This window comes from Micromonospora sp. NPDC004540 (genome assembly GCF_040610095.1).
Classification (GTDB): Bacteria; Actinomycetota; Actinomycetes; order Mycobacteriales; family Micromonosporaceae; genus Micromonospora.
Window position 1 is genome coordinate 36,968 of the sequence record NZ_JBEXLR010000030.1, and the last position, 19,535, is coordinate 56,502.

The following is a 19,535-nucleotide window of genomic DNA, read 5'->3' on the forward strand; positions in this document are numbered from 1 at the left end:
TGGCTGCGGACCGGGCGGGTGTGGTGGTGGTCGGCGCGGGCATCGCCGGGGTGGCCTGCGCGGCGGAGCTGGCCCGGGCCGGCATCCCGGTGGAGGTCCGCGAGCGGGCCCGGGTGACCGGCGGGCGGATGGCCACCAAGCGCTTCGACGGCCGCCCCGCCGACCTGGGCGCCGCCTACTTCACCCTCGACGACCCCGACTTCGCCGCCGTGGTCGAGGGGTGGCGAGCCGCCGGCCTGGCCCGGGAGTGGACCGACACGCTGGTCGCGTACGGGCCCGGGGGGCGCGAGGAGGTGGCCGGCCCGGTGCGCTGGGCCGCCCCGCAGGGGCTCCGCTCGCTGGTGGAGCACCTGGCCCGGGACCTGCCGGTGGCGCACAACCGGCTGGTCATGATGGTCGAGCCGGGCCCCCGGGTGGACGGGCGGGCCGCCGAGGCGGTGGTGCTGGCCATGCCAGGCCCTCAGGCCGCCCTGCTGCTCGACCCCGCGCTGGCGGCGGCCACCCGGGCGGTGGCGGCCCAGCGCTGGTCCTCCGCGCTGGCCGGGGTGCTGCGCTTCCCCGCCCGCCGCTGGCCGGACTTCCGGGGCGCGTTCGTCAACGGGCACCCGGTGCTGAGCGTGGTCTGCGACGACGGCGACCGGCGCGGCGACGGCGCCCCGGTGCTGGTCGCGCACACCACCCCCGAGTTCGCCGCCGGGCACCTGCTCCAGCCCACCGCCGCCGGCCCGGCGATCGAGCAGGCCGTCCGCGACCTGTTCGGCCTGCCCGAGCCGGCCGAGCTGACCCACGTGCACCGCTGGACGTACGCCAGGCCCGCCGCCGGCGGCGACGGCGCCTACCACCTGGACGACGACGGGATCGGGCTGGCCGGTGACGCGTTCGGGCGGCCCCGGGTGCAGGGCGCCTGGCGCTCCGGGCGGGACCTCGGCCGGGCCCTGGCCGCGCGACTGCTCGCGGACCGTGGCTGACCGGTGCCACTGCGCGCAGGCGGCTCGTCACCCACGGGTATCCTTCGTCCCGGAGGTGTACGAGCAGTGAACGGCGCCGGCGGTCGGCCGGGGGACGGCACGACCGGGGGCGACCGGTCGACGTTCCCGGACGCTGGGCTGCGCCACGACGCCCTGCTCTACGCCGACGACCGGGACTACCGCGCCGCCGTGGCCCAGTTCGTCGAGGCCGGGCTGGCCGCCGGCGAGCCGGTGCTGGTCGCCGTGCCCACCGACCGGCTGTCCCTGGTCCGGCCACTGCTCGACCCGCTCGACGGTGTCGAGCTGGCCGACATGGCGGTGATCGGGCGCAATCCGGGTGCCATCATCGCCACCACGCTGCGTAGTTTCGTCCACCGGTTCCCCGGTCGCCGCGTCCGCGTCGTGGGGGAGCCGCTCTGGCCCGGCCGCCGGCCGGCCGCGTACCGGCACTGCGTCGAGCACGAGGCGATCATCAACCTCGGCCTCGCCGACCAGCCGCTCACCCTGCGCTGCCTGTTCGACCGGTCCCGGCTGCCGGCCGCGACGCTGGACGACGTCGCCCGGACCCATCCCTGGCTGGTCAGCGGGGGAGTGGCCCGGCCCAACGCCGGCTACCGGCCGCCCCGGGCGGTGCTGCGCCGGCTGGCCCGCCCGCTGCCCCCGCCGCCCGTTGGCGTGCTCACCGAGCCGGTCCGGCCCGACCGGCTCTCGGCACTGCGCGCGGCGGTCGCCGCCGTCGCCGAGGCCGCCGGTCTCGCCGCGGAGCGGGTCGACGACCTGCGCATCGCCGTCACCGAGCTGGCCTCCAACGCGCTCACCCACGGCACCGGACCGGCCGTCGCGCGGTGCTGGGCCGCCGCGGGCGAGCTGATCTGCGAGGTGAGCGGCCCGGGTGAGCTGTCCGACCCTCTGGCCGGCCGGATCCCGCCGCCGGTGGCCAGCGTGCGCGGCCGAGGGCTGCTGCTGGTGCACCGGCTCTGCGACCTGGTGGACGTGCACGTCGCCGACGGGGCGACCACGGTGCGGCTGCGCCTGGAGCTGCCGGCCGCCCGGGTGCCGGTGCCCCGGTCAGCCCCGGACGCCGCCCAGCGCGGGTTCGTCCGCCCGGCCCCGCTCTGAGGCGTCCCGGGTCCGCTCGCCGGCCCGGTCCAGCAGCTGCATGACCGGGGTGGCGGCGATCCCGTGCACCACCACCGAGACCACCACCACCAGGCCGACCGTGGCCCAGACCAGCTCGGCCTGCGGGAACTCCGTCTTGCTGGTGGCGTACGCCAGGTAGTAGAACGAGCCGACGCCGCGGATGCCGAACAGCGAGATCACCCAGTGCTCGGCCGGGCGGCCCGGCGCGCCGCGCAGCGACAACCAGCCGGCCAGCGGGCGGACCACGAAGACCAGGGCCAGCCCGACCAGGGCCGCCGGCCAGGTCAGCGGGGCGAGCAGGCCGCCGATCACCGCGCCGCCGAAGAGCAGCAGCAACAGCACGGTGAGCAGCCGCTCGACCTGCTCGGCGAAGTCGTGCAGCACGGAGTGGAACTCGTGGGTGCGCTCGGCGGCCCGGATCGCCCGGGCGGCCACGAAGACGGCCAGGAAGCCGTACCCGCCGGCCACCTCGACCAGCCCGTACGCCAGGAAGGTCGCGGCGAGGGCCAGGAAGCCCTCGGCGTGCCGGGCCAGCCGGAGCTCGCTCGGGGCCCGGAAGAAGAGCTTCCCGAGCAGCCAGCCGACGAGCAGCCCGCCGCCCACCCCGACGGCGAGCTTGTAGAACACGTCGACGGCGAGCCAGCGGGCCAGCCAGTCCGCCGGGGCGAGGCTCGTGGTGGCGATCGCGATGGCCGCGTACACGAAGGGGAAGGCCAGCCCGTCGTTCAGCCCGGCCTCCGAGGTGAGCGCGAAGCGCACCTCGTCCTCCGAGTCCTCCACGTCGGTCGGCTCGCCCACCTGCACGTCGGAGGCGAGCACCGGGTCGGTCGGGGCGAGCGCGGCGCCCAGCAGCAGCGCCGCGGCCGGCACCAGACCGGCCCACCACCAGCCGAGCAGTGCCACCGCGGCGATGCACAGCGGCATGGCGACGGCCAGCAGCCGCCAGGTCGACGACCAGCGCGCCCAGCTCAACGGCCGGTCGATCTTGAGACCGGCGCCCATCAGCGCGACGATCACGCCGACCTCGGTGAGGTGGGTGGTCAGCTCCGGCCAGCGCAGCGGGTCCGGGGACGGCAGCCCGGTGGGCACCAGGAAGACCAGCATGCCGAGGCCGAGGAACGCGATCGGCATCGACAGCGGCCGGCGTTCCAGCACCCGGGGCAGGATCCCCGCCAGCAGCGCACCGACGCCCACCAGGGCGAACGCGACATCGACCGGTTCCACGGCACCACCCTTCCGCCGCCCGCGGTGCGGGCAGGTGGTCACCAGTGCCCCGTGGAGGAGTCGGCTATGCCTCCGTGTCCGTCTTCTCCCCGGTGGGACCGGTCACCGTGTCGCCGGCCCGGCGCGGGGCGCGGACCGACCTCGCCGGATCGGTGAGGGCGGCGATCGCGCTGTCGGCGAGGCCGTCCAGCAGGGCGGCCGGGTCGTCGTAGACCGCCACTGCGCCCGAGCCCGCCAGCTCGCCGCGGCTGGTGCCACCACAGGTGAGGCCGATGCAGGGCACGTCCAGCTTGCCGGCGGCGGCGACGTCCCAGACCGAGTCGCCCACGAACACCACCCGCTCGGCGGTCAGCCCCGACTGGGCCAGTGCGGCCTCCAGGATGTCCGGGGCCGGCTTGCTCTCCTCGGCGTCCGCCGAGGAGGTGACCGTGTCGATCACGTCGTCCGCGTCGAGGGCGGCCCGCAGGGCGGCCACCTCGTGCTCGGCCGCCGAGGTGGCCAGCACCACCCGCAGCCCGCGGGCCGCGCAGGCGCGCAGCAGTTCCACCGCCCGGGGCAGCGGCGCCAGCCGCTCCCAGTACTCGGCGTACAGGGCGTCGTGCGTGTCGCGCAGCTTGCCGTCCGCGGCCCGGTCCCGCTCCGCGCCGAGCAGATGGTCGAGGAGCTTGTCCGAACCCATCCCGATGGACCGGTGGATCCGCGCCATCGGCACCCGGTGGTCACCCTGGCGCAGCGCCTCCCACCAGCTCACCGTGTGCAGGTACGTGGTGTCGACCAGGGTGCCGTCCACGTCGAAGAGGACGCCGCAACGGTTGTCGTCAGCCATGGCTCCCCTTCTACCCCCGCTGGCCGACGCCGACGCGCGACTCACCCGGCGGGGAGGAGGATTTCGAACCAGACCGTCGAGCCGCGCACCGTGGGGTCGGTGCCCCAGGCGTCGCTCAGCTCCTCGATCAGCCCCAGCCCGCGCCCGCGGCTGCTCAGCGTGTCGGTCTGCGCCCGGGTCACCTGCCCCCGGGTGCCGGTGTCGGCGACCGAGACCAGCAGCCGCTCCGCGCTCAGGTCGATCTCGACCCGGGCGGCGGTGCCGGCGTGCAGCAGGGCGTTGGTGGTCAGCTCGCTGGTGCAGAGCACCGCCGCGCCGACCACCGCCTCGGGCACCTGCCAGTCGGTGAGCTGGGCCGTCATCCAGTGCCGGACCCGGCTCGGCGCGGTCGGCTCCGCCGGCACCTCCATGCTGGCTGACCGGCTGGGCTTGACCGCGTGCTCCACGGCCAGGACGGCCACGTCGTCCTCGGTGGCGCCCGGCACGGCGGCGGTCGCCACCGCGCAGAGCGCCCGCGGGTCGCCGCTGCCCGCGGCGGTCACCGCGGTGCCCAGCCCGGCCAGCCCGGCGGTGAGGTCCTGCCAGCGCCGCTCCACGACACCGTCGCTGAACAGCAGCAGGGTGTCGCCGGGGCGGAACGGCACGGTGACCGTCCGCGGGCGGCTGCCCAGGCCCAGCGGCGGCGCGGGCGGCACCTCGACGTACTCGGCGACCGGCTCGCCCTCGGCCGGGCAGCGCCGGATCAGGGGCGCGGGATGGCCGGCGCTGGCCAGGGTGATCCGCTCCCGGTCGACCTCGACCACCCCGAACACCACGGTCACGAAGAGCTCGTGGGTGCCGCCCTCGACGCCCAGGCTGGCGACCAGCCGGTCCAGCCCGTCCAGCACCGCGTCCGGCCGGGGGTCGGCGAGGGCCAGCGCGCGCAACGCGGCGCGTACCTGGCCCATCCGGGCGGCGGCCTGCACGTCGTGCCCGGCCACGTCGCCGAGCACCACGCCGAGCGCGCCGGTGGGCAGCACGAACGCGTCGTAGAAGTCGCCGCCGGCCGCGTTGCCGTCGACGCCGGGGTCGTAGCGGGCGGCGATCCGCAACCGGGGCAGGTCGGGCAGCTGCTCCGGGAGCATGCTGCGTTGCAGCAGCTGGGCGGTGCCGTGCTGGGTCTCGAAGCGGCGGGCCCGCTCGGCGGCCTGGCCGACCAGCTCCGCCGAGGCGGCGAGCAGCGCCCGTTCCGCGGGCGACCAGGGACGCGCGGCCTGGTAGCCGACGGTCAGCGCGCCGCGGATCACCGTCGAGCGCAGCGGCAGCGACGCGAGCGCGCTGATCTTCTGGTCGTGCCGGTCCGCCGCGGTGTCCCGCAGCGGCTGGCCGTCGCTGACGAAGGACGACACGCCGCTGCGCGCGGTCACCACAGCGCCCACCGGGGAGTCGGTGGGGAGCCGCCGCCACAGCGGCGGCAGCCGCTCGTCGGCCTCGTCCAGCAGCTCGCCCGGGACCCGGCGGACCATCCGCCAGGCGGAGCCCTCGTCGACCAGGAACGCCACCCGGTCGGCGTCGAAGGAGTGCAGGCAGTAGCGGAGCGTGACCCGGGCGACGTCGTCCAGGGTGAGGGTGCCGGAGAGCGCGGCCGCGAAGTCGCTGAGGCTCTGCAGCTGCTGGGTGACCTGGGTGGTCTGGGCGGCCACGGTGAGCACGCCGATGATCCGGCCGGTGGAGTCCCGGACCGGGGAGTGGCCGCGGGTGAACACCGCCGGCTCGGCGGCGGCGCCCCGGTGCCGGTCGACCGGCAGCACCGCCTCCCGCTCCAGGTAGGGCTCGCCCCGCCGGTAGACCCGGGTGACCACCTCGCCGGCGCCGGGGTCGTGCCAGAGGTCGGCGAACACCTCGGCCGCCGGCCGGCCGAGCGCCGCCGGGTGCCGGTCGCCGATCAGCTCGGCGTACCCGTCGTTGTAGAGCAGGACCAGATCCTCGCCGTAGAGCAGCGCCATCGGCACCGGCGAGGCCAGCACCAGGTCGACCACGGCGCGCACCGCCGGGTCCCAGCCCTCGGGCGCGCCGAGCGGCGTGTCCGACCACGGATGGGCCAGGACGGCGGCCGCGCCGGACCCGGTCGCGCCCGGTCCGGCGGACGCTCCCGGGGTGGGGGCTGATGGCGTGGGGACCCGCCCGACGGTGCCTGGCATGACCGCAGCCTAACCGGAGCCTGGCGGTCAGGTTTCGATCGTGGGCGCGCGCCGGCCGCCGGCGCGTCCGGGCGCGGGCATTGGGGCAGGTCAGGGCCGGTTCGGCGGGACATGTCGGGAAATTGCCCCGGGCAGCCCGGCGTGCCGCCGAAACCACCGGGTATGCGGGCGACGCAGTTCACGCGACAGGAGGGACAACATGCCGAAAACCCTCGCGGTCGGGCAGGCCGACATCGGTGACGCCCTGACCGATTTCTGGAGGTCGGTGCTGCTCTTCATCCCGAGGGCCATCGCGTTCATCGCGATCCTCGTGGTGGGCTGGCTCATCGCCCGAGCCGTCCTCAAAATCGTGGACGCGGCACTGGAACGGGTGGGGTTCGACCGCGCCGTCGAACGTGGCGGCATCAAACGCGCGCTCGAACGCACGAGATACGACGCCAGCGACATCCTGGCCAAGTTGGCCTACTACGCGGTCCTGCTGTTCACCCTGCAGTTCGCCTTCGGGGTGTGGGGGCCCAACGCGATCAGTGACCTGATCCGGGGCGTGGTCTCCTGGCTGCCGCGGGCCTTCGTGGCGATCGTCATCGTGGTCATCGCCGCCGCCATCGCCAACGCGGTGCGGGACCTTGTCGCGGGCGCCCTCGGCGGGCTCTCGTACGGCAGGGTGCTGGCCGACCTGACGGCGGTCTTCATCCTGGCGCTCGGCGTGATCGCCGCGCTGAACCAGGTGGGCATCGCCACCACGGTCACCACGCCGGTGCTGATCGCGTTCCTCGGCACGATCGCCGGCATCCTGGTGGTCGGCGTGGGCGGTGGTCTCATCAAGCCGATGCAGAACCGCTGGGACCGCTGGCTCGACCGGGCCGCCGAGGAGTCCCGGGCGATCAAGGAGCAGCGCCAGGCGCAGGGCGCCGGTCGCAGCGACTACGAGCGGCAGATGGCCGACCGGGGCGGCCAGCCCAGCCCGGCCATGCAGCAGTCGTCGATGTCCGGCGCACAGGGCACGTACCGGTCCGGCAACGTGGGCGACGAGACCCAGCAGTTCCGCCGGCCGAACGGCTGAGGGAAACGGGGCGACGAGGGTGTCCGCGGGGCGATCGCGGGCACCCTCCGCCGCGTCTCAGGCCAGGTCGCGGGGATCCAGCGCGCGGGTCAGCAGGCAGACCGCGAGCAGGCGGGTGAGCAGCCAGTCCGGCTCCGACCAGTCGATCGGCTCGACCGGCGGCTGCCAGCCGTGCTCCCGGGCGGCGTCGCGCACGCCCTCGGCGTAGCCGGCGAGCGCCGCCACGGTCAGCGGGCGGCGGTCGCCGTGCAGGGCGTCGCGGACGGCGGCGGCGTGCTGGTCGACCGCGGCGAGCAGGCCGGGGTTGGCGGCGGCCGCGGCGAGGCCGGCGGTGCCGACGGCGGCGGTGAGCGTCGTGAGGCTGGACCTCGCGGCCACGGCCGCGGAAGGGGTCACCACCCGCTTGTTCGGCACACGCATGGTGACCGAGGCTAGCGCCGCCGGGAGCGGGTCGACCTCGGCCGACCGGCCGATGCCCAGGTCGTCCGGCTGACGCCGGGCCTCGCCCGCCGGGATTGAGCCGCGCGTCGCGGGGCAGAAGGGAAACCGCGCAGACCGCGCAGCCGACCCCGCGGAGGAACGGAATGGGACAGCAGGCGGACGGACCGGACCAGGCGCACCGCCGGCCGGCCGGCGTGAGTGACGCCACGGTCGAGGCCCTGGGCAAGCTCAGCGAGGCGCTGGAGTGCGTCGAGCGGGCCCGCGGGCACCTCTACTCGCTGCACCAGCTGATCGGGCACGCCGACCTGATGCTCGACGACGCCGTGGCGCTGTTCCGCTCCGCCGGGCACCCGCGGCTCGCCGAGCGGGTCGAGGAGGACCTGCTCGGCCGTAACGTCATCGCGGGACGGTGGACCTTCCAGATCGTCGAGGACTTCGACGACGGGTACTACGCGCTCTTCCGGGAGTTGGACCGGCAGGCCCGCGACGAGTTGGTGGGCGGCCGGCGCCACCTCTACGAGGCGGAGATGAAGGAACGGCGCCGCAGCCCGGGGCGGCCGGGGCACGAGGCGCGCCCGGCCGAGGGCTGATCAGTCGGAGGAGCGGGCCTCCGCCGGGCGACGGCGTACGCCGTCGTCGGCGATGATCACGGTCGCCACCATGAGCGCCACCACGAGGCTGAACAGCCAGGAGCTGTCGTCGACCAGCTTGGCGGCGACGGGCGCCTGGATGGCGGCGAGCAGGAAGCCGAGCCACGCCAGGCGGCGCTGACGCTGGGAGAGGAAACCGGAGCCCTGTTGCATCCCGAAAGTCTTGCGCGGGACCAAGGCATCGCCGTCAGCCGTTCGGCCGATTCTGGATGGGCTGTCCGTTTTCCCAACCGTCCGTATCGCACTTTTTGTCCCTTCGGTTGAGTGCCCGGTCACCGGCGGGCCGACCCGGTCCGTCGGGCCGGGCGCGGGCTGGGCAGGATGGGGCCTCGTGTCCCGCACCCCCGCTCCGCCCCGCCCGTCGTTGCTGCTCCTGGCCTACCTCGCCTTCGTCAGCCTCGGGCTGCCCGACGGCCTGATCGGGGTCGGCTGGCCCTCCATCCGGCTGGACCTGGACGTGCCCACCGAGGCGGTCGGGGTGGTCCTCACGGCGGGCACGGTGGCCTATCTCACCTCCAGCGTGCTCGCCGGGTTCACCCTGGCCCGGCTCGGCGTCGGCTGGTTGCTCGCCGGCAGCACCCTGCTGGCCGGCGTCGCCCTGACCGGGTACGCGTCCACCCCCGCGCTCGCCGTCATGGTCGGCTTCGCGCTGGTGCTCGGGCTCGGCTCCGGCGCGATCGACGCCGGGCTCAACGCGTACGCGGCCGCCGCCTTCGGCCCCCGGCACATGAACTGGATGCACGCGTTCTTCGGGCTCGGCGTGGCGATCGGGCCGCTCATCATGACCGGGGTGCTCGGCGCCGGCCTGAGCTGGCGCTGGGGGTACGCCCTCGTGGCCGCCGCCCAGCTCGCGCTGGCCGCCGCGTTCGCGTTGACCGTGCGGCTCTGGCGGGGCGGTCCGCCGGCCGGCGCGACCCTGCCGCCCGATCCGATCGCCCCGCAGGTGGTGCCCGGCGAGTCCGCCGAGGCCGTGCCGGCCGCGCGGCGTAGCTCGATCGGCGCGACGCTGCGACTGCCGGCCGTCTGGCTCGGCGGGGCCGCCTTCGCCGTCTACGTGGCGATCGAGGTGTCCACCGGGCTCTGGGCGTTCCTGCTGCTCACCGAGGGGCGCGGGCTCTCCGCCGCGGTCGCCGGGCTCTGCGTCTCCGGCTACTGGGGGAGCCTCTTCGTGGGGCGGGTGGTGCAGGGGGTGGTGGCGGAGCGGCTGGGCAGCACCCGGGTGCTGCGCGGCAGCCTGCTCGGCATGGCCGGGGGAGCGGTGCTGATCGCGCTGCCCGCGCCGGGCTGGGTGGCGGTCGCCGGCCTGTTGGTGGTGGGCTTCGCGGCGGCGCCGGTCTTCCCGTTGCTCACCCTGACCACGGCGGAACGGGTGGGCCGCGACCACGCGGACCGGACGATCGGCCTCCAGATCGGCGCGGCCGGCCTGGGCGCCGCCCTGGTGCCGGCCGCGGTCGGGGTGCTGCTGGCCCGGGTCTCGGTGGCCGCGCTCGGCCCGACGCTGGTGGTGCTCGCGGTGGCGCTCATCGCCCTGCACGCCGCCGGCGCCCGCCGGGCTCGGCCGGCGTCCTGAGCGACCGCCGCACCGCGCGTCGCGTCCTCGGGCCGCCCGGGGGACTCAGACGTCCGGGCCCGTCCGTCCGGTGGTCGACGGCCGGTACGCCCGGTCGGCGTCGGTCATCTCCCGGCGCTCGGCCTCCGGGCCGGCGCCCCGGTCCACCGCCTCCGGCCCGTGGCCGAACGCGGCCTCCTCGCCGGCGTCGTTGCCGGTGGCGTCGTCCGCCTGCCCGTCGAGGGTCGACCGGGCGATCGCCCGGTCCAGCTCCTGCAGGGGAGTGCGTTCCTCGTCGCGCCACACGTGGCTGTCGTTGTCGGTCATTCCCCTGCGGTACCCGGGCCGGATGATCGCAAACGGCCCCCGGACACGGCGATGGCCGCCGGAGCGCCGGCGGCCATCGGGGTTCGCGTACGGGGGGCGATGTCAGGGGGTCGGCCGGTCGACGGTGCCGCGCCAGGCGCCGGTCTCCTGACCGCGCCGCTCGATGAACGTCTTGAACCGCGCCAGGTCGCCCTTGGCCCGGCGGTCGACCACGCCCAGCTTGTCGCCGGCCTTCTCGACCACGCCGTGCGGCTCGAACTCCATCTGCAGGGTGACCCGGGTGTTCCCCTCGTCCAGGCGGTGGAAGGTCACCACACCCGCCTGCTCGGTGCCCCCGGTGGAGCGCCAGGCCACCCGCTCGTCCGGCAGCTGCTCGGTGATCTCGGCGTCGAACTCGCGCTTCACCCCAGCGACCTCCACCGTCCAGTGGGTCATCGTGTCGGAGAGCTGCCGGACCTCCTGGACACCCTCCATGAAGTGCGGAAACTCCTCGAACTGCGTCCACTGGTCATAGGCGGTGCGAATCGGGACGGCCACGTCCACGTGTTCCATAACGCCGCTCATGTCGTCTTCCTCCTGTCCCGCCGGTGTCTGCTCGCGGACCGTGGGCGGGCCCGCTCACCAGCGCGTCGTCTCGTTCTTGTGCCCGAGCGCGGCCCACACCTCGGAAACCGTCTGGTAACGGGTGCCCTCAGGCAGGCTTTCCAGGGCGGCGACGATGTCGGCCGGCGCCTGGTTCTCGCGCGCGTTGGCCACCAGCGTGTCGCGGTCGCCGGGCAGGGCGGTCATGGTGATGAACCGGCCGAGCCGACTGCGTCCCTCGACGTCGTCCATGCTCATTCCCTGCGGGTTGCCGCCTCGGCTCGCGCCGGCCGTCATGGTCTTCGGCTCCGGCTGGTCCTCGCCGGCCGGCTCCGGCTGGCGGGACTCCTCGACGCGCGAGCCACCGGCCCCCGGCCCCTGGACCAGGCCGCTGACATCCTGAGCCATGTTGTCGTCAACCCTGGGCGAGTGCTTGCTGCTGACTCGTTCCATGCCGACAGACATGCCCGAGGGGGCCGCCGGTAAACCGACGACTGCCGGCCGATTCGGTCATCGGCCCCGAACCGGGCCAAGTCGGTCAGGAATCGGCGGGGGTGCGGGGCGCCAGCACCGGCTCGTCCGGATCCTCGACGCCGGCCTGCATCATCCGGCCCCGCTGGAGCTCCGCGTTGACCTGCACGCCGAGCATGAGCGCGCAGTTGGACAGGTACAGCCAGACCAGGAAGGCGATGACCGCGCCCAGACTGCCGTAGGTCACGTCGTACGAGCCGAAGTTGGCCACGTAGAGGCCGAAGCCGAAGGAGGCGACCACCCAGGCGAGCAGGGCCAGCGCGCCACCCGGGGTGAGCCAGCGGAACCGGGGCTGCCGCACGTTCGGGGCGATCCAGAACAGCAGCGACAGCAGCGTCATCGCCATCAGCGCGAGCACCGGCCACTTCGCCACCGTCCACACCGTGCGGGTCAGCCCGCCGGCGTGCAGCCGGTCACCCACGAAGTCGGTGACCGGGCCGCTGACGATCAGCCCGAGGGCCACCATGGCGAGCAGCACCAGCGACACCGCGGCGAGCCCGATCTGCATCGGCCGCAGCCGGTAGAACGGCCGCCCCTCCTCGACGCCGTAGATGGCGTTGGAGGCCCGGGTGAACGCGCCGATGAAGCCGGACGCCGACCAGAGCGCGCCGAGCAGGCCGAAGCTGAGCAGCACCCTCGCCGAGCCCTGCTGCTCCACCACGTTGCGCACCACCGAGACGAAGGCGTCGTTGCCGACCACCGACCCGGCGCCGATCTCCCGGGCCAGCTCGATCACGGTGTCGACCGTGCGCGGCCCGTCGGAGACCAGCCCGACCAGGGCGACCACCACGATGGTCGAGGGGAAGAGCGCCAGCACCCCGTAGTAGGTGAGTGCGGCGGCCCAGTCGGCGCAGTTGTCCTTGACGAAGTTGCGGGCGCTGCGGACCAGCACCCCGCGCCAGGTCGCCCAGCTCAACTGGCGTACCCGGCGGGGGATCCGGGCCCGCTGCCGGCCGCCGACCGCCCCATCCGTCGTCGCCGCCATGGCCGCCTCCTCCGCGCACCGGGCACCTCCGCCACGTGGCCCCGGCGGTACCCCAAGGCGGAAATCGACAAACCGGCTGCCGGTTTGCGCTCCGGGCCGGCGGGAACGGATAGAGGATCCATGCAGACGGAGGAGGACGAGATGCCCGGGCGCGAGGTACTGCCCAGCACGCTGCGGCGCTCCCCGGCGAAGGCGCAGCGGACCTGGGAGAAGACGCACGACTCGGCGGTGGAGACGTACGGCGAGGGGGAGCGGGCGCACCGCACCGCCTTCGCGGCGGTGAAGCACGAGTACGAGAAGGTCGGCGACCACTGGGAGTCGAAGGGGCGCAAGGGCCCGAGCGACCGGCAGGCGGCCGGCGGCGGCCCCGCCCGGCGTGCCCCCACGGCCGCCGGCGTGGACGCCAACGCCAAGAAGGAGCACCTCATGGAGGTGGCCAAGAAGCTCGACGTGCCGGGCCGGTCCCGGATGACCAAGCCGGAACTGGTCAAGGCGATCGAGAAGGCGAACGACAAGGCCACCCGCGAGGCGCGCGGCGGCCGCTGACCCGCCCGAGACGACACGGGAGCCCGGGACCGCGCAGGTCCCGGGCTCCCGTTGTCGTGCCGCTCACCAGTGGCCGCCGCCCGGGGCCTCGATGTGCACCGCCTTCATCGTGCTGAACTCGTCGAGTAGCTCCGGGCCGTACCCGAAACCCTGGCCGCTGCCGCGGCGTGGCTGCGCGGCGCCGCCCGGCGCGCCCCCGAACACCGCGTTGACCTTGACGGTGCCCACCGGCAGTTCCCGCCAGGCCCGGTGGGCGTGGCTCATCGAGCCGGTCAGCACCGTGGCGGCCAGCCCGTACGGGGAGTCGGCCGCGCAGCGCAGCCCCTCGCTGAACGAGTCGACCACGACCACCGGTGCCACCGGCCCGAAGGTCTCCTCGCGGACCAGCGCCATCTCGTGCCGGCAGTCGCTGACCACCGTCGCGGGGTAGAACGCGCCCGGCCCGTCCGGCAGGGTCCCGCCGGTGCGCACCCGCGCCCCGTCGGCCACGGCCGCGGTGACCTGTCCGTGCACGTGGTCCCGGTGTCGCCGGTCGACCAGCGGCCCGAGCTGGGTCTTCCGGTCCCGGCCCGGGCCCACGGCGAGCGCCTCGGCCCGCTCCACCAGCGCGTCGACGAAGTCCTCGGCGACGTCCCGGTGCACGTAGATCCGCTCCACCGCGACGCAGATCTGCCCGGCGTTGGCGAAGCAGCCCAGCGCGGCCTGCTCGGCCGCCCAGATCGGATCCACGCCGGCATCCACCACCAGGGGGTCGCTGCCGCCGTTCTCCAGCAACACCTTCGCGCCGGTACGGGCGCCGGCGGCGGCGATCGCCCGGCCGGTGGCCGTGGAGCCGACGTGGGCGACCACGTCCACCTCCTGGCCGGCCAGCGCCGCGCCCACCTCGGCGCCGCCGGTGAGCAGCGACAGCACCCCGGCCGGCAGTGCCTGGTCCAGGGCCCGGGCCAGCAGCCAGCCGGTCGCCGGGGTGCGCTCGCTCGGCTTGTAGAGCACCACGTTGCCGGTGACCAGGGCCGCGCCGAGCAGGCCGCAGGAGACCGCCACCGGGTCGTTCCAGGGCGTGATCGCGGCGACGACGCCGCGCGGCTCGGCGGCCATGAAGTCCAGCGCGGAGGGAGCGCCGTGCAGGGTCCGCCCGCCGCGCATCGGGCCGAGTTCGGCGTACTGTCGCAGCGTGCCGATGCCCGCCGCCACGCCACCGCGCGCGTCGTCCAGCGGCTTGCCCATCTCCGCCGTGGTGGCCTGCGCCAACTCGTCGGCGGCGGCCTCGACCGCGTCCGCCGCGCGGTGCAGCGCCGCCGCCCGTTCCGCCGGGGCGGTCCCGGCCCACTCCGCCGCCGCGCCCCGGGCGGCCTCGACCGCCTTGGCCACCTCGTCCGCCGTCGCCACCGGCACGGTGGTCACCGGGGAGCCGTCGGCCGGATCGTGTACGACCAGCTCGCCCCCCTCGCCACCGGCACCCCAGACTCCACCAATGAGCTGCGCAACCGTGTACATGCGGCAGTGGATGCCCCGACCCCGGCGAGGCAAACGCGTTTCGCCCGGTAACCGGCCGGGTAGGCGGATCGGATGATTTCGACCGCGGACGCCGTCGTCATCGGTGCCGGGCACAACGGGCTGGTGGCCGCGAACCTGCTGGCCGACGCGGGCTGGGACGTGCTGGTGCTGGAGGCCACGCAGGTCCCCGGCGGGGCGGTGCGCTCCGCCAAGGTGACCGCCCCCGGCTACCTCAGCGACCTCTACAGCTCGTTCTACCCGCTCGGCTACGCCTCGCCGGTGCTGCGCGGCCTGGGTCTGGAGCGGCACGGGCTGTCCTGGACCCATGCCCCGGACGTGCTGGCCCACCTGCTGCCGGACGGCCGCGCGGCGGTGGTCAACCGGGACCTCGACGTCACCGCGGCCTCGCTGGAGACGTTCGCCCCCGGCGACGGCGACCGCTGGCGGCACGCCTACGCGGACTGGCTCCAGGTGGCCGACCCGATGCTCGACACCATCACCAGCCCGTTCCCGCCGGTGCGCGGCGGGCTGACCCTGCTGCGGCGGCTCAAGGTCTCCGGCGCGCTGCGGCTGGCCCGCCGGCTGGTGGTGCCGGTACGCAAGCTCGGCGACGAACTCTTCGCCGGCGCGGGCGGGCCGGCGCTGCTGGCCGGCTGCGCCCTGCACACCGACCTGTCGCCCGAGGAGGCCGGCTCCGGGGTGTACGGCTGGCTGCTCGCCATGCTCGGCCAGCAGGTCGGCTGGCCGGTGCCGGTCGGCGGCGCGCAGCGGATCACCGACGCGCTGGTGGCCCGGCTGGTCGAGCGGGGCGGCCGGATCGAGTACGGCGCCCGGGTCGAGCGGGTGCTCACCGCGCGCGGCCGGGCCATGGGCGTGCGCACCGCCGGCGGCGCCGACTGGCGGGCCCGCCGCGCGGTGCTCGCCGACGTCCCCGCCCCGGCGCTCTATCTGGACCTGGTCGGCCCCGCGGCGCTGCCGCCCCGGCTGGTCGAGGACCTCGCGCACTTCAAGTGGGACGGCTCGACGCTCAAGGTGGACTGGGCGCTGTCGGCGCCGGTGCCGTGGAAGAACCGGGCGGTGGCCGGCGCCGGCACCGTGCACCTCGGCGCCGACCTGGACGGGCTCACCGCGTACGCGGGGGCGCTGGCCCGCGGCGAGGTGCCCCGCGATCCGTTCCTGCTCGTGGGGCAGATGTCGGTGGCCGACCCGAGCCACTCCCCGCCGGGCACCGAGTCGCTCTGGTCGTACACGCACCTGCCGTTCCGCCGGCACTGGCGGGCCGAGGAGGTCGTCGGGCACGTGGAGCGGACGGAGGAGGTGCTGGAGGAGGCCGCCCCGGGCTTCCGCTCGCTGATCGTCGGGCGGCACGTGGCCGGCCCCGCCGACCTGGAAACCGCCGAGCCGAGCCTGGTCGGCGGCGCGCTGGGCGGCGGCACCGCGGCCGCGTACCAGCAGCTCTTCCTGCGGCCGATTCCCGGCCTGGGGCGCGCGGACACCCCGGTGGACCGGCTCTTCCTTGCCAGCGCCTCGGCGCACCCCGGCGGCGGGGTGCACGGCGCGCCCGGGGCGAACGCCGCCCGGGCCGCCCTGGCCCGCGACCGCCTGCTCACCGGCGACCTGTACGCGGGCGTGATCGGCGCCGCGCACCGCAGCGTCTACCGCTGACCGAACGGCTCGGGCGGCGCGCGCCATGCGCGCTCGACCGTCCTGCCGCTGACCCGATGGCCCGGCCCGGGGATCACGGCGCGCTCGGTCACCGCCCGTGACCGACGCCGGCCGGCCGGCACCCTCTCCGACCGGCTTTGCTCTGCAGCCCCATACGCAGCACCAACGCACGGTGAGCGGCCCGTGCCGGCGCGGCGGCCGGGCCGCTCGGGTCCGCGCAGGTGGGGAAGGTGCTGCGGTGATGGCTGCAGAGCAAAGCCGGCGCGGGGTGGGGGCGGCCCGACGACAAAGCCTCACGCTGCGTCGTCATGACGCAGCGTGAGGCCAGTGTCCGCGCGGAAGCGGACGGTGGGTCAGCTGTCCAGGTTGCGGTGCCGGGTGCGCAGCTTGAACGGCATCAGCGCGCTCTCGATCTTGGTGGCGGTGGTCATCTTCGAGGCGCCCTCGCGGCGCTCCTCGAAGCGGATCGGCACCTCCAGGATGGTGTGCCCCAGCTTGGTGGCCAGGTAGTGCATCTCCACCTGGAAGCTGTAGCCGTTGGACTGCACCCGCTGCAGGCCGATGTCGCGCAGCGCGTCGGCCCGCCAGATCTTGAAGCCGGCGGTCAGGTCGCGGATCCGCACCCGCAGCAGGGTGTGCACGTAGAGGTTGGCCCAGCCGCTGAGCGCGCGGCGGTAGAGCGGCCAGTTCTCGTCCAGTTCGCCGCCCGGCACGTAGCGCGAGCCGATGACCACGCCGGCCTGGGTGGAGAGCAGCGCGCCGAGCATGCCGGGCAGCGCCTCCGGCGGGTGCGACAGGTCGGCGTCCATCTGCGCGACGTACTCGGCGCCGTCGTCCAGCGCCCGCCCGATGCCGTCCACGTACGCCCGGCCGAGGCCCTCCTTGCCCGGGCGGTGCACCACCAGCACCCGGTCCGGGTGCTCGATGGCCAGCTTGTCGGCGACCTCCCCGGTGCCGTCCGGGGAGTTGTCGTCCGCGACGAGCACCTTCAGACCCGGCAGCGGCAGCGCGAGGAGGCGCTCGACCAGCACCGGGAGGTTGCCCGCCTCGTTGTAGGTCGGAACGACGACGGTCAGGCGTGCGTCGCGCCACGGGGAGGGCAACTGCACGGGTTCGATCATCACGGACATCCTCGGTCGGCCGACAGGTTCACCTGAGAGGGTAGCCAGTCCCCTCCGCGCGGTCCGCACAGACGCCTGCCCGGAGGATTCCGGAGCGTCCGCCGGTGCGGACGGTCAGCGTAGCCTGCGCGCCAACCCGCCGGCGGCCATCAGCAGCCCACCGAGGGCGAGCACGGACACCGCGGGCTTGTGCGCGCTCACCCAGAGTGCCGTCGAGTGCCGGCGGGCCCGGTCGGCGAACACCCCCTCGGCGCCCCAGTCCTGCTCGTCGTCGCCCGGCCGGTCCAGGTTGTCCCGCCACGCCGCCGGGTCGATCGGCGCGTCGGTCTGCTGGCTGTCGTAGCCGTCCCGGGCCAGCTTCCGGTCGAGCAGCCCGGGGAAGAGGACGTTGCCCAGCCGGGCCCGCCACGTCGGGCCGCCCACGTTCAGCTCGCGCGGCCCGTGGTCGGCGGCCCAGACGATCGCCCGCGCGGCCACCTCCGGCGCGAAGATCGGCGGCACCGGCTGCGGATGCCGGGGCAGCCGGGTGCGTACCCAGGAGAACTGCGGGGTGTTGACGGCCGGCAACTGCACCATCGACAGCTTCACCCCGGGGCAGTCGTGCAGCAGTTCGGCCCGGAGCGAGTCGTTGAAGCCCTGCACCGCGTGCTTGCTCGCGCAGTACGCCGACTGCAACGGGATGCCCCGGTAGGCCAGGGCCGAGCCGACCTGCACGATCGCCCCTCGGCCGTGGGCGCGCATGTGGCGCAGCGCGGCCAGCGTGCCGTGCACGGTGCCCAGGTAGTTGACCTCGGTGACCCGGCGGAACTCGGCCGCGGTGATCTCCCAGGCCGGCGCGAAGACCGAGACCATGGCGTCGTTGATCCAGACGTCCACCCCGCCGTAGTGGTGCACCACGTCGTCGCCGGCCCGCTGCACCGCGCCGGCGTCGGCGACGTCCACCCGGTAGGTGCGCACCTCGGGGGCGCCGAGCCGGCGGCAGTCCCGCTCGGCGGCGGCCAGCCCGGCCGCGCCCCGGGCCAGCAGGGCAAGCCGCGCGCCACGCGCCGCGTACGCCCGGGCCACCGCCCGTCCCACGCCCGCGCTCGCCCCGGTGATCACCACCCGCTGCGTCACCGGTCCACCTTCTGTCGGGTGGCGATGTCGGAGAGCCGGTTCAACGTCTCCTTGTTCCGCTGGTGCAGCACCAGGTCGTTGAGCTTGTTGCGGATCCAGCGCAGCGGACCGGCGGCGAAGTCCTCGCCGATGGTGACCCGGGTGCGGCCGCCGTCGAGCGGCTCCAGCCGGAACACCACGATCGCCTCGCCGGCCGGCCACAGCCCGGCCCGCACCACGAACTTGTGCGGGGCGTCGCACTCCAGCACGGTGGAGGTGTCCTGGAGCGAGAGCGGCCACGGGCCGGCCTTGTGGTGCAGTTGGCTGCCCACCCGGGGCCAGGCGTCGTCCACGTCCCGGACGTGCGCCGTGCCCACCACCCAGTCGCTGTACGTCCACCCGTCGGCGAGCACGTCGAAGACCTGCTGCGGGGGCGCGTCGATCACTTTCTCCACAATCGCCACCGCAACCCCATACCCTCGCCCGTCCCGCGGCTAACAGCGGTCGGGTTAGCTTCTCTCCGGCGGCGGGTAACGCCGGACCAGGCCGGCGGGAGCGGGATTGCGGACCGGCCGTGCGGCACCGGCGGAGGCGGCTCCGCCGAAGTTGATGTTTACTCCTCGGGGGGTCGGGAACCCGCCGCCCGTGCGACGGGACCACGAGCGGGATCAGTGCAGGTCAGCCCGGGTTGACCCGGGTGCTGACCGGTTCCCGTCCGGCCTGTACGACGCGGTGCTGCTGGACCGGGACGGCACGCTCATCGAGGACGTTCCGTACAACGGCGACCCGGAGAAGGTCCGTCCCGTGCCCGGCGCCCGGGAGGCGCTGGACCGGCTGCGCGCGGCCGGGCTGCGCCTGGCGGTGGTCAGCAACCAGTCCGGCCTCGCCCGGGGCTGCTTCACGGCGGACGACCTGCGCCGGGTCAACGCCCGGGTGGCGGAGCTGCTCGGGCCCTTCGACAGCTGGCAGATCTGCCCGCACGGCGAGCCGGACGGCTGCGCCTGCCGCAAGCCGGCCCCCGGACTGCTGCACGCCGCCGCCCGGGCGCTCGGCACCACGCCGACGCCAGGCAGCCGTCTTCCAGCAGCTCATGACCGACCTAATGTCCACCCCCGAGTGAGGGAGACGCCCATGGTCTTCGGACC

Annotated in this window: 21 protein-coding genes; 8 read left to right on the forward strand and 13 right to left on the reverse strand. The window is 75.1% G+C overall.

What is annotated here, in order from left to right; translation table 11 throughout:
- Nucleotides 1–20 precede the first annotated feature (20 nt).
- Together ABZV78_RS13275 and ABZV78_RS13280 are read left to right on the forward strand one after the other, a co-directional pair.
- Nucleotides 21–968: an FAD-dependent oxidoreductase gene (locus tag ABZV78_RS13275; RefSeq protein ID WP_355638261.1), complete on the forward strand. Its 948-nt coding sequence runs from the start codon at nucleotides 21–23 to the stop codon at nucleotides 966–968.
- Nucleotides 969–1,034: 66 nt separating this feature from the next.
- A complete protein-coding gene (locus tag ABZV78_RS13280) occupies nucleotides 1,035–2,087 on the forward strand; it encodes an anti-sigma factor RsbA family regulatory protein (RefSeq protein ID WP_355638227.1) in 1,053 nt (350 codons plus the stop codon).
- Here ABZV78_RS13280 and ABZV78_RS13285 read toward each other — a convergent pair.
- The 3 genes from ABZV78_RS13285 to ABZV78_RS13295 all read right to left on the reverse strand — a co-directional run bounded on the left by ABZV78_RS13285 (nucleotide 2,037) and on the right by ABZV78_RS13295 (nucleotide 6,338).
- Nucleotides 2,037–3,332: a cation:proton antiporter gene (locus ABZV78_RS13285; protein WP_355638229.1), complete on the reverse strand. Its 1,296-nt coding sequence runs from the start codon at nucleotides 3,330–3,332 to the stop codon at nucleotides 2,037–2,039. The genes ABZV78_RS13280 and ABZV78_RS13285 overlap by 51 nt on opposite strands.
- A gap of 64 nt (nucleotides 3,333–3,396) precedes the next feature.
- Nucleotides 3,397–4,158, reverse strand: a complete 762-nt coding sequence (locus ABZV78_RS13290; RefSeq protein WP_355638231.1) for an HAD family hydrolase — start codon at nucleotides 4,156–4,158, stop codon at nucleotides 3,397–3,399.
- A gap of 41 nt (nucleotides 4,159–4,199) precedes the next feature.
- The gene (locus tag ABZV78_RS13295; protein WP_355638233.1) at nucleotides 4,200–6,338 is read right to left on the reverse strand and encodes a SpoIIE family protein phosphatase; all 2,139 of its coding nucleotides are present in this window, start codon (nucleotides 6,336–6,338) and stop codon (nucleotides 4,200–4,202) included.
- 199 nt (nucleotides 6,339–6,537) lie between these two features.
- Between ABZV78_RS13295 and ABZV78_RS13300 the strand changes: the two genes are divergently transcribed.
- A complete protein-coding gene (locus tag ABZV78_RS13300; protein WP_355638235.1) occupies nucleotides 6,538–7,401 on the forward strand; it encodes a hypothetical protein in 864 nt (287 codons plus the stop codon).
- 57 nt (nucleotides 7,402–7,458) lie between these two features.
- On the opposite strand, the gene ABZV78_RS13305 is transcribed toward ABZV78_RS13300, so the two are convergent.
- Nucleotides 7,459–7,821 carry a DUF6401 family natural product biosynthesis protein gene (locus ABZV78_RS13305; protein WP_355638237.1) on the reverse strand — a complete coding sequence of 121 codons (363 nt, stop codon included), beginning with the start codon at nucleotides 7,819–7,821 and terminating at the stop codon, nucleotides 7,459–7,461.
- Nucleotides 7,822–7,985: 164 nt separating this feature from the next.
- Between ABZV78_RS13305 and ABZV78_RS13310 the strand changes: the two genes are divergently transcribed.
- Nucleotides 7,986–8,432, forward strand: a complete 447-nt coding sequence (locus ABZV78_RS13310; RefSeq protein ID WP_355638239.1) for a hypothetical protein — start codon at nucleotides 7,986–7,988, stop codon at nucleotides 8,430–8,432.
- Here ABZV78_RS13310 and ABZV78_RS13315 read toward each other — a convergent pair whose 3' ends face one another.
- Entirely contained in the window at nucleotides 8,433–8,645 is a 213-nt protein-coding gene (locus ABZV78_RS13315; RefSeq protein ID WP_355638241.1) for a hypothetical protein, read from the reverse strand.
- 178 nt (nucleotides 8,646–8,823) lie between these two features.
- Here ABZV78_RS13315 and ABZV78_RS13320 point away from each other — a divergent pair, with 178 nt between their 5' ends.
- The gene (locus tag ABZV78_RS13320) at nucleotides 8,824–10,062 is read left to right on the forward strand and encodes an MFS transporter (RefSeq protein WP_355638243.1); all 1,239 of its coding nucleotides are present in this window, start codon (nucleotides 8,824–8,826) and stop codon (nucleotides 10,060–10,062) included.
- 45 nt (nucleotides 10,063–10,107) lie between these two features.
- Here the strand turns inward: ABZV78_RS13320 and ABZV78_RS13325 are convergent, their stop codons facing one another.
- From ABZV78_RS13325 to ABZV78_RS13340, 4 genes are all read right to left on the reverse strand, one after another.
- Nucleotides 10,108–10,368 carry a hypothetical protein gene (locus tag ABZV78_RS13325; protein ID WP_355638244.1) on the reverse strand — a complete coding sequence of 87 codons (261 nt, stop codon included), beginning with the start codon at nucleotides 10,366–10,368 and terminating at the stop codon, nucleotides 10,108–10,110.
- 102 nt (nucleotides 10,369–10,470) lie between these two features.
- The gene (locus ABZV78_RS13330) at nucleotides 10,471–10,932 is read right to left on the reverse strand and encodes an SRPBCC family protein (RefSeq protein ID WP_355638246.1); all 462 of its coding nucleotides are present in this window, start codon (nucleotides 10,930–10,932) and stop codon (nucleotides 10,471–10,473) included.
- A gap of 54 nt (nucleotides 10,933–10,986) precedes the next feature.
- Nucleotides 10,987–11,403 carry a DUF2795 domain-containing protein gene (locus ABZV78_RS13335; protein WP_355638248.1) on the reverse strand — a complete coding sequence of 139 codons (417 nt, stop codon included), beginning with the start codon at nucleotides 11,401–11,403 and terminating at the stop codon, nucleotides 10,987–10,989.
- A gap of 85 nt (nucleotides 11,404–11,488) precedes the next feature.
- Complete coding sequence (locus ABZV78_RS13340; RefSeq protein ID WP_355638250.1) at nucleotides 11,489–12,466, reverse strand: YihY/virulence factor BrkB family protein; 978 nt, start codon at nucleotides 12,464–12,466, stop codon at nucleotides 11,489–11,491.
- 141 nt (nucleotides 12,467–12,607) lie between these two features.
- On the opposite strand from ABZV78_RS13340, the gene ABZV78_RS13345 reads away from it, so the two are divergent.
- On the forward strand, nucleotides 12,608–13,012 hold the full coding sequence (locus ABZV78_RS13345) for a ChaB family protein (protein ID WP_355638263.1): 405 nt from the start codon (nucleotides 12,608–12,610) through the stop codon (nucleotides 13,010–13,012).
- A gap of 63 nt (nucleotides 13,013–13,075) precedes the next feature.
- On the opposite strand, the gene ABZV78_RS13350 is transcribed toward ABZV78_RS13345, so the two are convergent.
- Nucleotides 13,076–14,509 carry an aldehyde dehydrogenase family protein gene (locus ABZV78_RS13350; protein ID WP_355638251.1) on the reverse strand — a complete coding sequence of 478 codons (1,434 nt, stop codon included), beginning with the start codon at nucleotides 14,507–14,509 and terminating at the stop codon, nucleotides 13,076–13,078.
- Between the two features lie 72 nt (nucleotides 14,510–14,581).
- Between ABZV78_RS13350 and ABZV78_RS13355 the strand changes: the two genes are divergently transcribed.
- Complete coding sequence (locus tag ABZV78_RS13355; RefSeq protein ID WP_355638253.1) at nucleotides 14,582–16,174, forward strand: NAD(P)/FAD-dependent oxidoreductase; 1,593 nt, start codon at nucleotides 14,582–14,584, stop codon at nucleotides 16,172–16,174.
- A gap of 353 nt (nucleotides 16,175–16,527) precedes the next feature.
- Here ABZV78_RS13355 and ABZV78_RS13360 read toward each other — a convergent pair whose 3' ends face one another.
- The 3 genes from ABZV78_RS13360 to ABZV78_RS13370 all read right to left on the reverse strand — a co-directional run bounded on the left by ABZV78_RS13360 (nucleotide 16,528) and on the right by ABZV78_RS13370 (nucleotide 18,845).
- Nucleotides 16,528–17,295 carry a polyprenol monophosphomannose synthase gene (locus ABZV78_RS13360; RefSeq protein WP_355638255.1) on the reverse strand — a complete coding sequence of 256 codons (768 nt, stop codon included), beginning with the start codon at nucleotides 17,293–17,295 and terminating at the stop codon, nucleotides 16,528–16,530.
- A 114-nt stretch (nucleotides 17,296–17,409) separates the two neighbouring features.
- Entirely contained in the window at nucleotides 17,410–18,411 is a 1,002-nt protein-coding gene (locus tag ABZV78_RS13365; protein WP_355638257.1) for an SDR family oxidoreductase, read from the reverse strand.
- Entirely contained in the window at nucleotides 18,408–18,845 is a 438-nt protein-coding gene (locus tag ABZV78_RS13370) for an SRPBCC family protein (RefSeq protein WP_355638259.1), read from the reverse strand. The genes ABZV78_RS13365 and ABZV78_RS13370 overlap by 4 nt, the downstream gene beginning before the upstream one ends.
- Before the next feature lie 265 nt (nucleotides 18,846–19,110).
- Here ABZV78_RS13370 and ABZV78_RS13375 point away from each other — a divergent pair.
- Nucleotides 19,111–19,535 (forward strand): HAD-IIIA family hydrolase (locus ABZV78_RS13375; RefSeq protein ID WP_355638265.1); only part of this gene is annotated, 425 nt, incomplete at its 3' end.

Bases quoted from the DNA above. Each gene is read 5' to 3' on its own strand.
- ABZV78_RS13290 (WP_355638231.1), bottom strand. From the start codon at position 4,158: ATGGCTGACGACAACCGTTGCGGCGTCCTCTTCGACGTGGACGGCACC.
- ABZV78_RS13295 (WP_355638233.1), bottom strand. From the start codon at position 6,338: ATGCCAGGCACCGTCGGGCGGGTCCCCACGCCATCAGCCCCCACCCCG.
- ABZV78_RS13300 (WP_355638235.1), top strand. From the start codon at position 6,538: ATGCCGAAAACCCTCGCGGTCGGGCAGGCCGACATCGGTGACGCCCTG.
- ABZV78_RS13305 (WP_355638237.1), bottom strand. From the start codon at position 7,821: ATGCGTGTGCCGAACAAGCGGGTGGTGACCCCTTCCGCGGCCGTGGCC.
- ABZV78_RS13310 (WP_355638239.1), top strand. From the start codon at position 7,986: ATGGGACAGCAGGCGGACGGACCGGACCAGGCGCACCGCCGGCCGGCC.
- ABZV78_RS13315 (WP_355638241.1), bottom strand. From the start codon at position 8,645: ATGCAACAGGGCTCCGGTTTCCTCTCCCAGCGTCAGCGCCGCCTGGCG.
- ABZV78_RS13325 (WP_355638244.1), bottom strand. From the start codon at position 10,368: ATGACCGACAACGACAGCCACGTGTGGCGCGACGAGGAACGCACTCCC.
- ABZV78_RS13330 (WP_355638246.1), bottom strand. From the start codon at position 10,932: ATGAGCGGCGTTATGGAACACGTGGACGTGGCCGTCCCGATTCGCACC.
- ABZV78_RS13335 (WP_355638248.1), bottom strand. From the start codon at position 11,403: ATGGAACGAGTCAGCAGCAAGCACTCGCCCAGGGTTGACGACAACATG.
- ABZV78_RS13340 (WP_355638250.1), bottom strand. From the start codon at position 12,466: ATGGCGGCGACGACGGATGGGGCGGTCGGCGGCCGGCAGCGGGCCCGG.
- ABZV78_RS13345 (WP_355638263.1), top strand. From the start codon at position 12,608: ATGCCCGGGCGCGAGGTACTGCCCAGCACGCTGCGGCGCTCCCCGGCG.
- ABZV78_RS13350 (WP_355638251.1), bottom strand. From the start codon at position 14,509: ATGTACACGGTTGCGCAGCTCATTGGTGGAGTCTGGGGTGCCGGTGGC.
- ABZV78_RS13355 (WP_355638253.1), top strand. From the start codon at position 14,582: ATGATTTCGACCGCGGACGCCGTCGTCATCGGTGCCGGGCACAACGGG.
- ABZV78_RS13360 (WP_355638255.1), bottom strand. From the start codon at position 17,295: ATGATCGAACCCGTGCAGTTGCCCTCCCCGTGGCGCGACGCACGCCTG.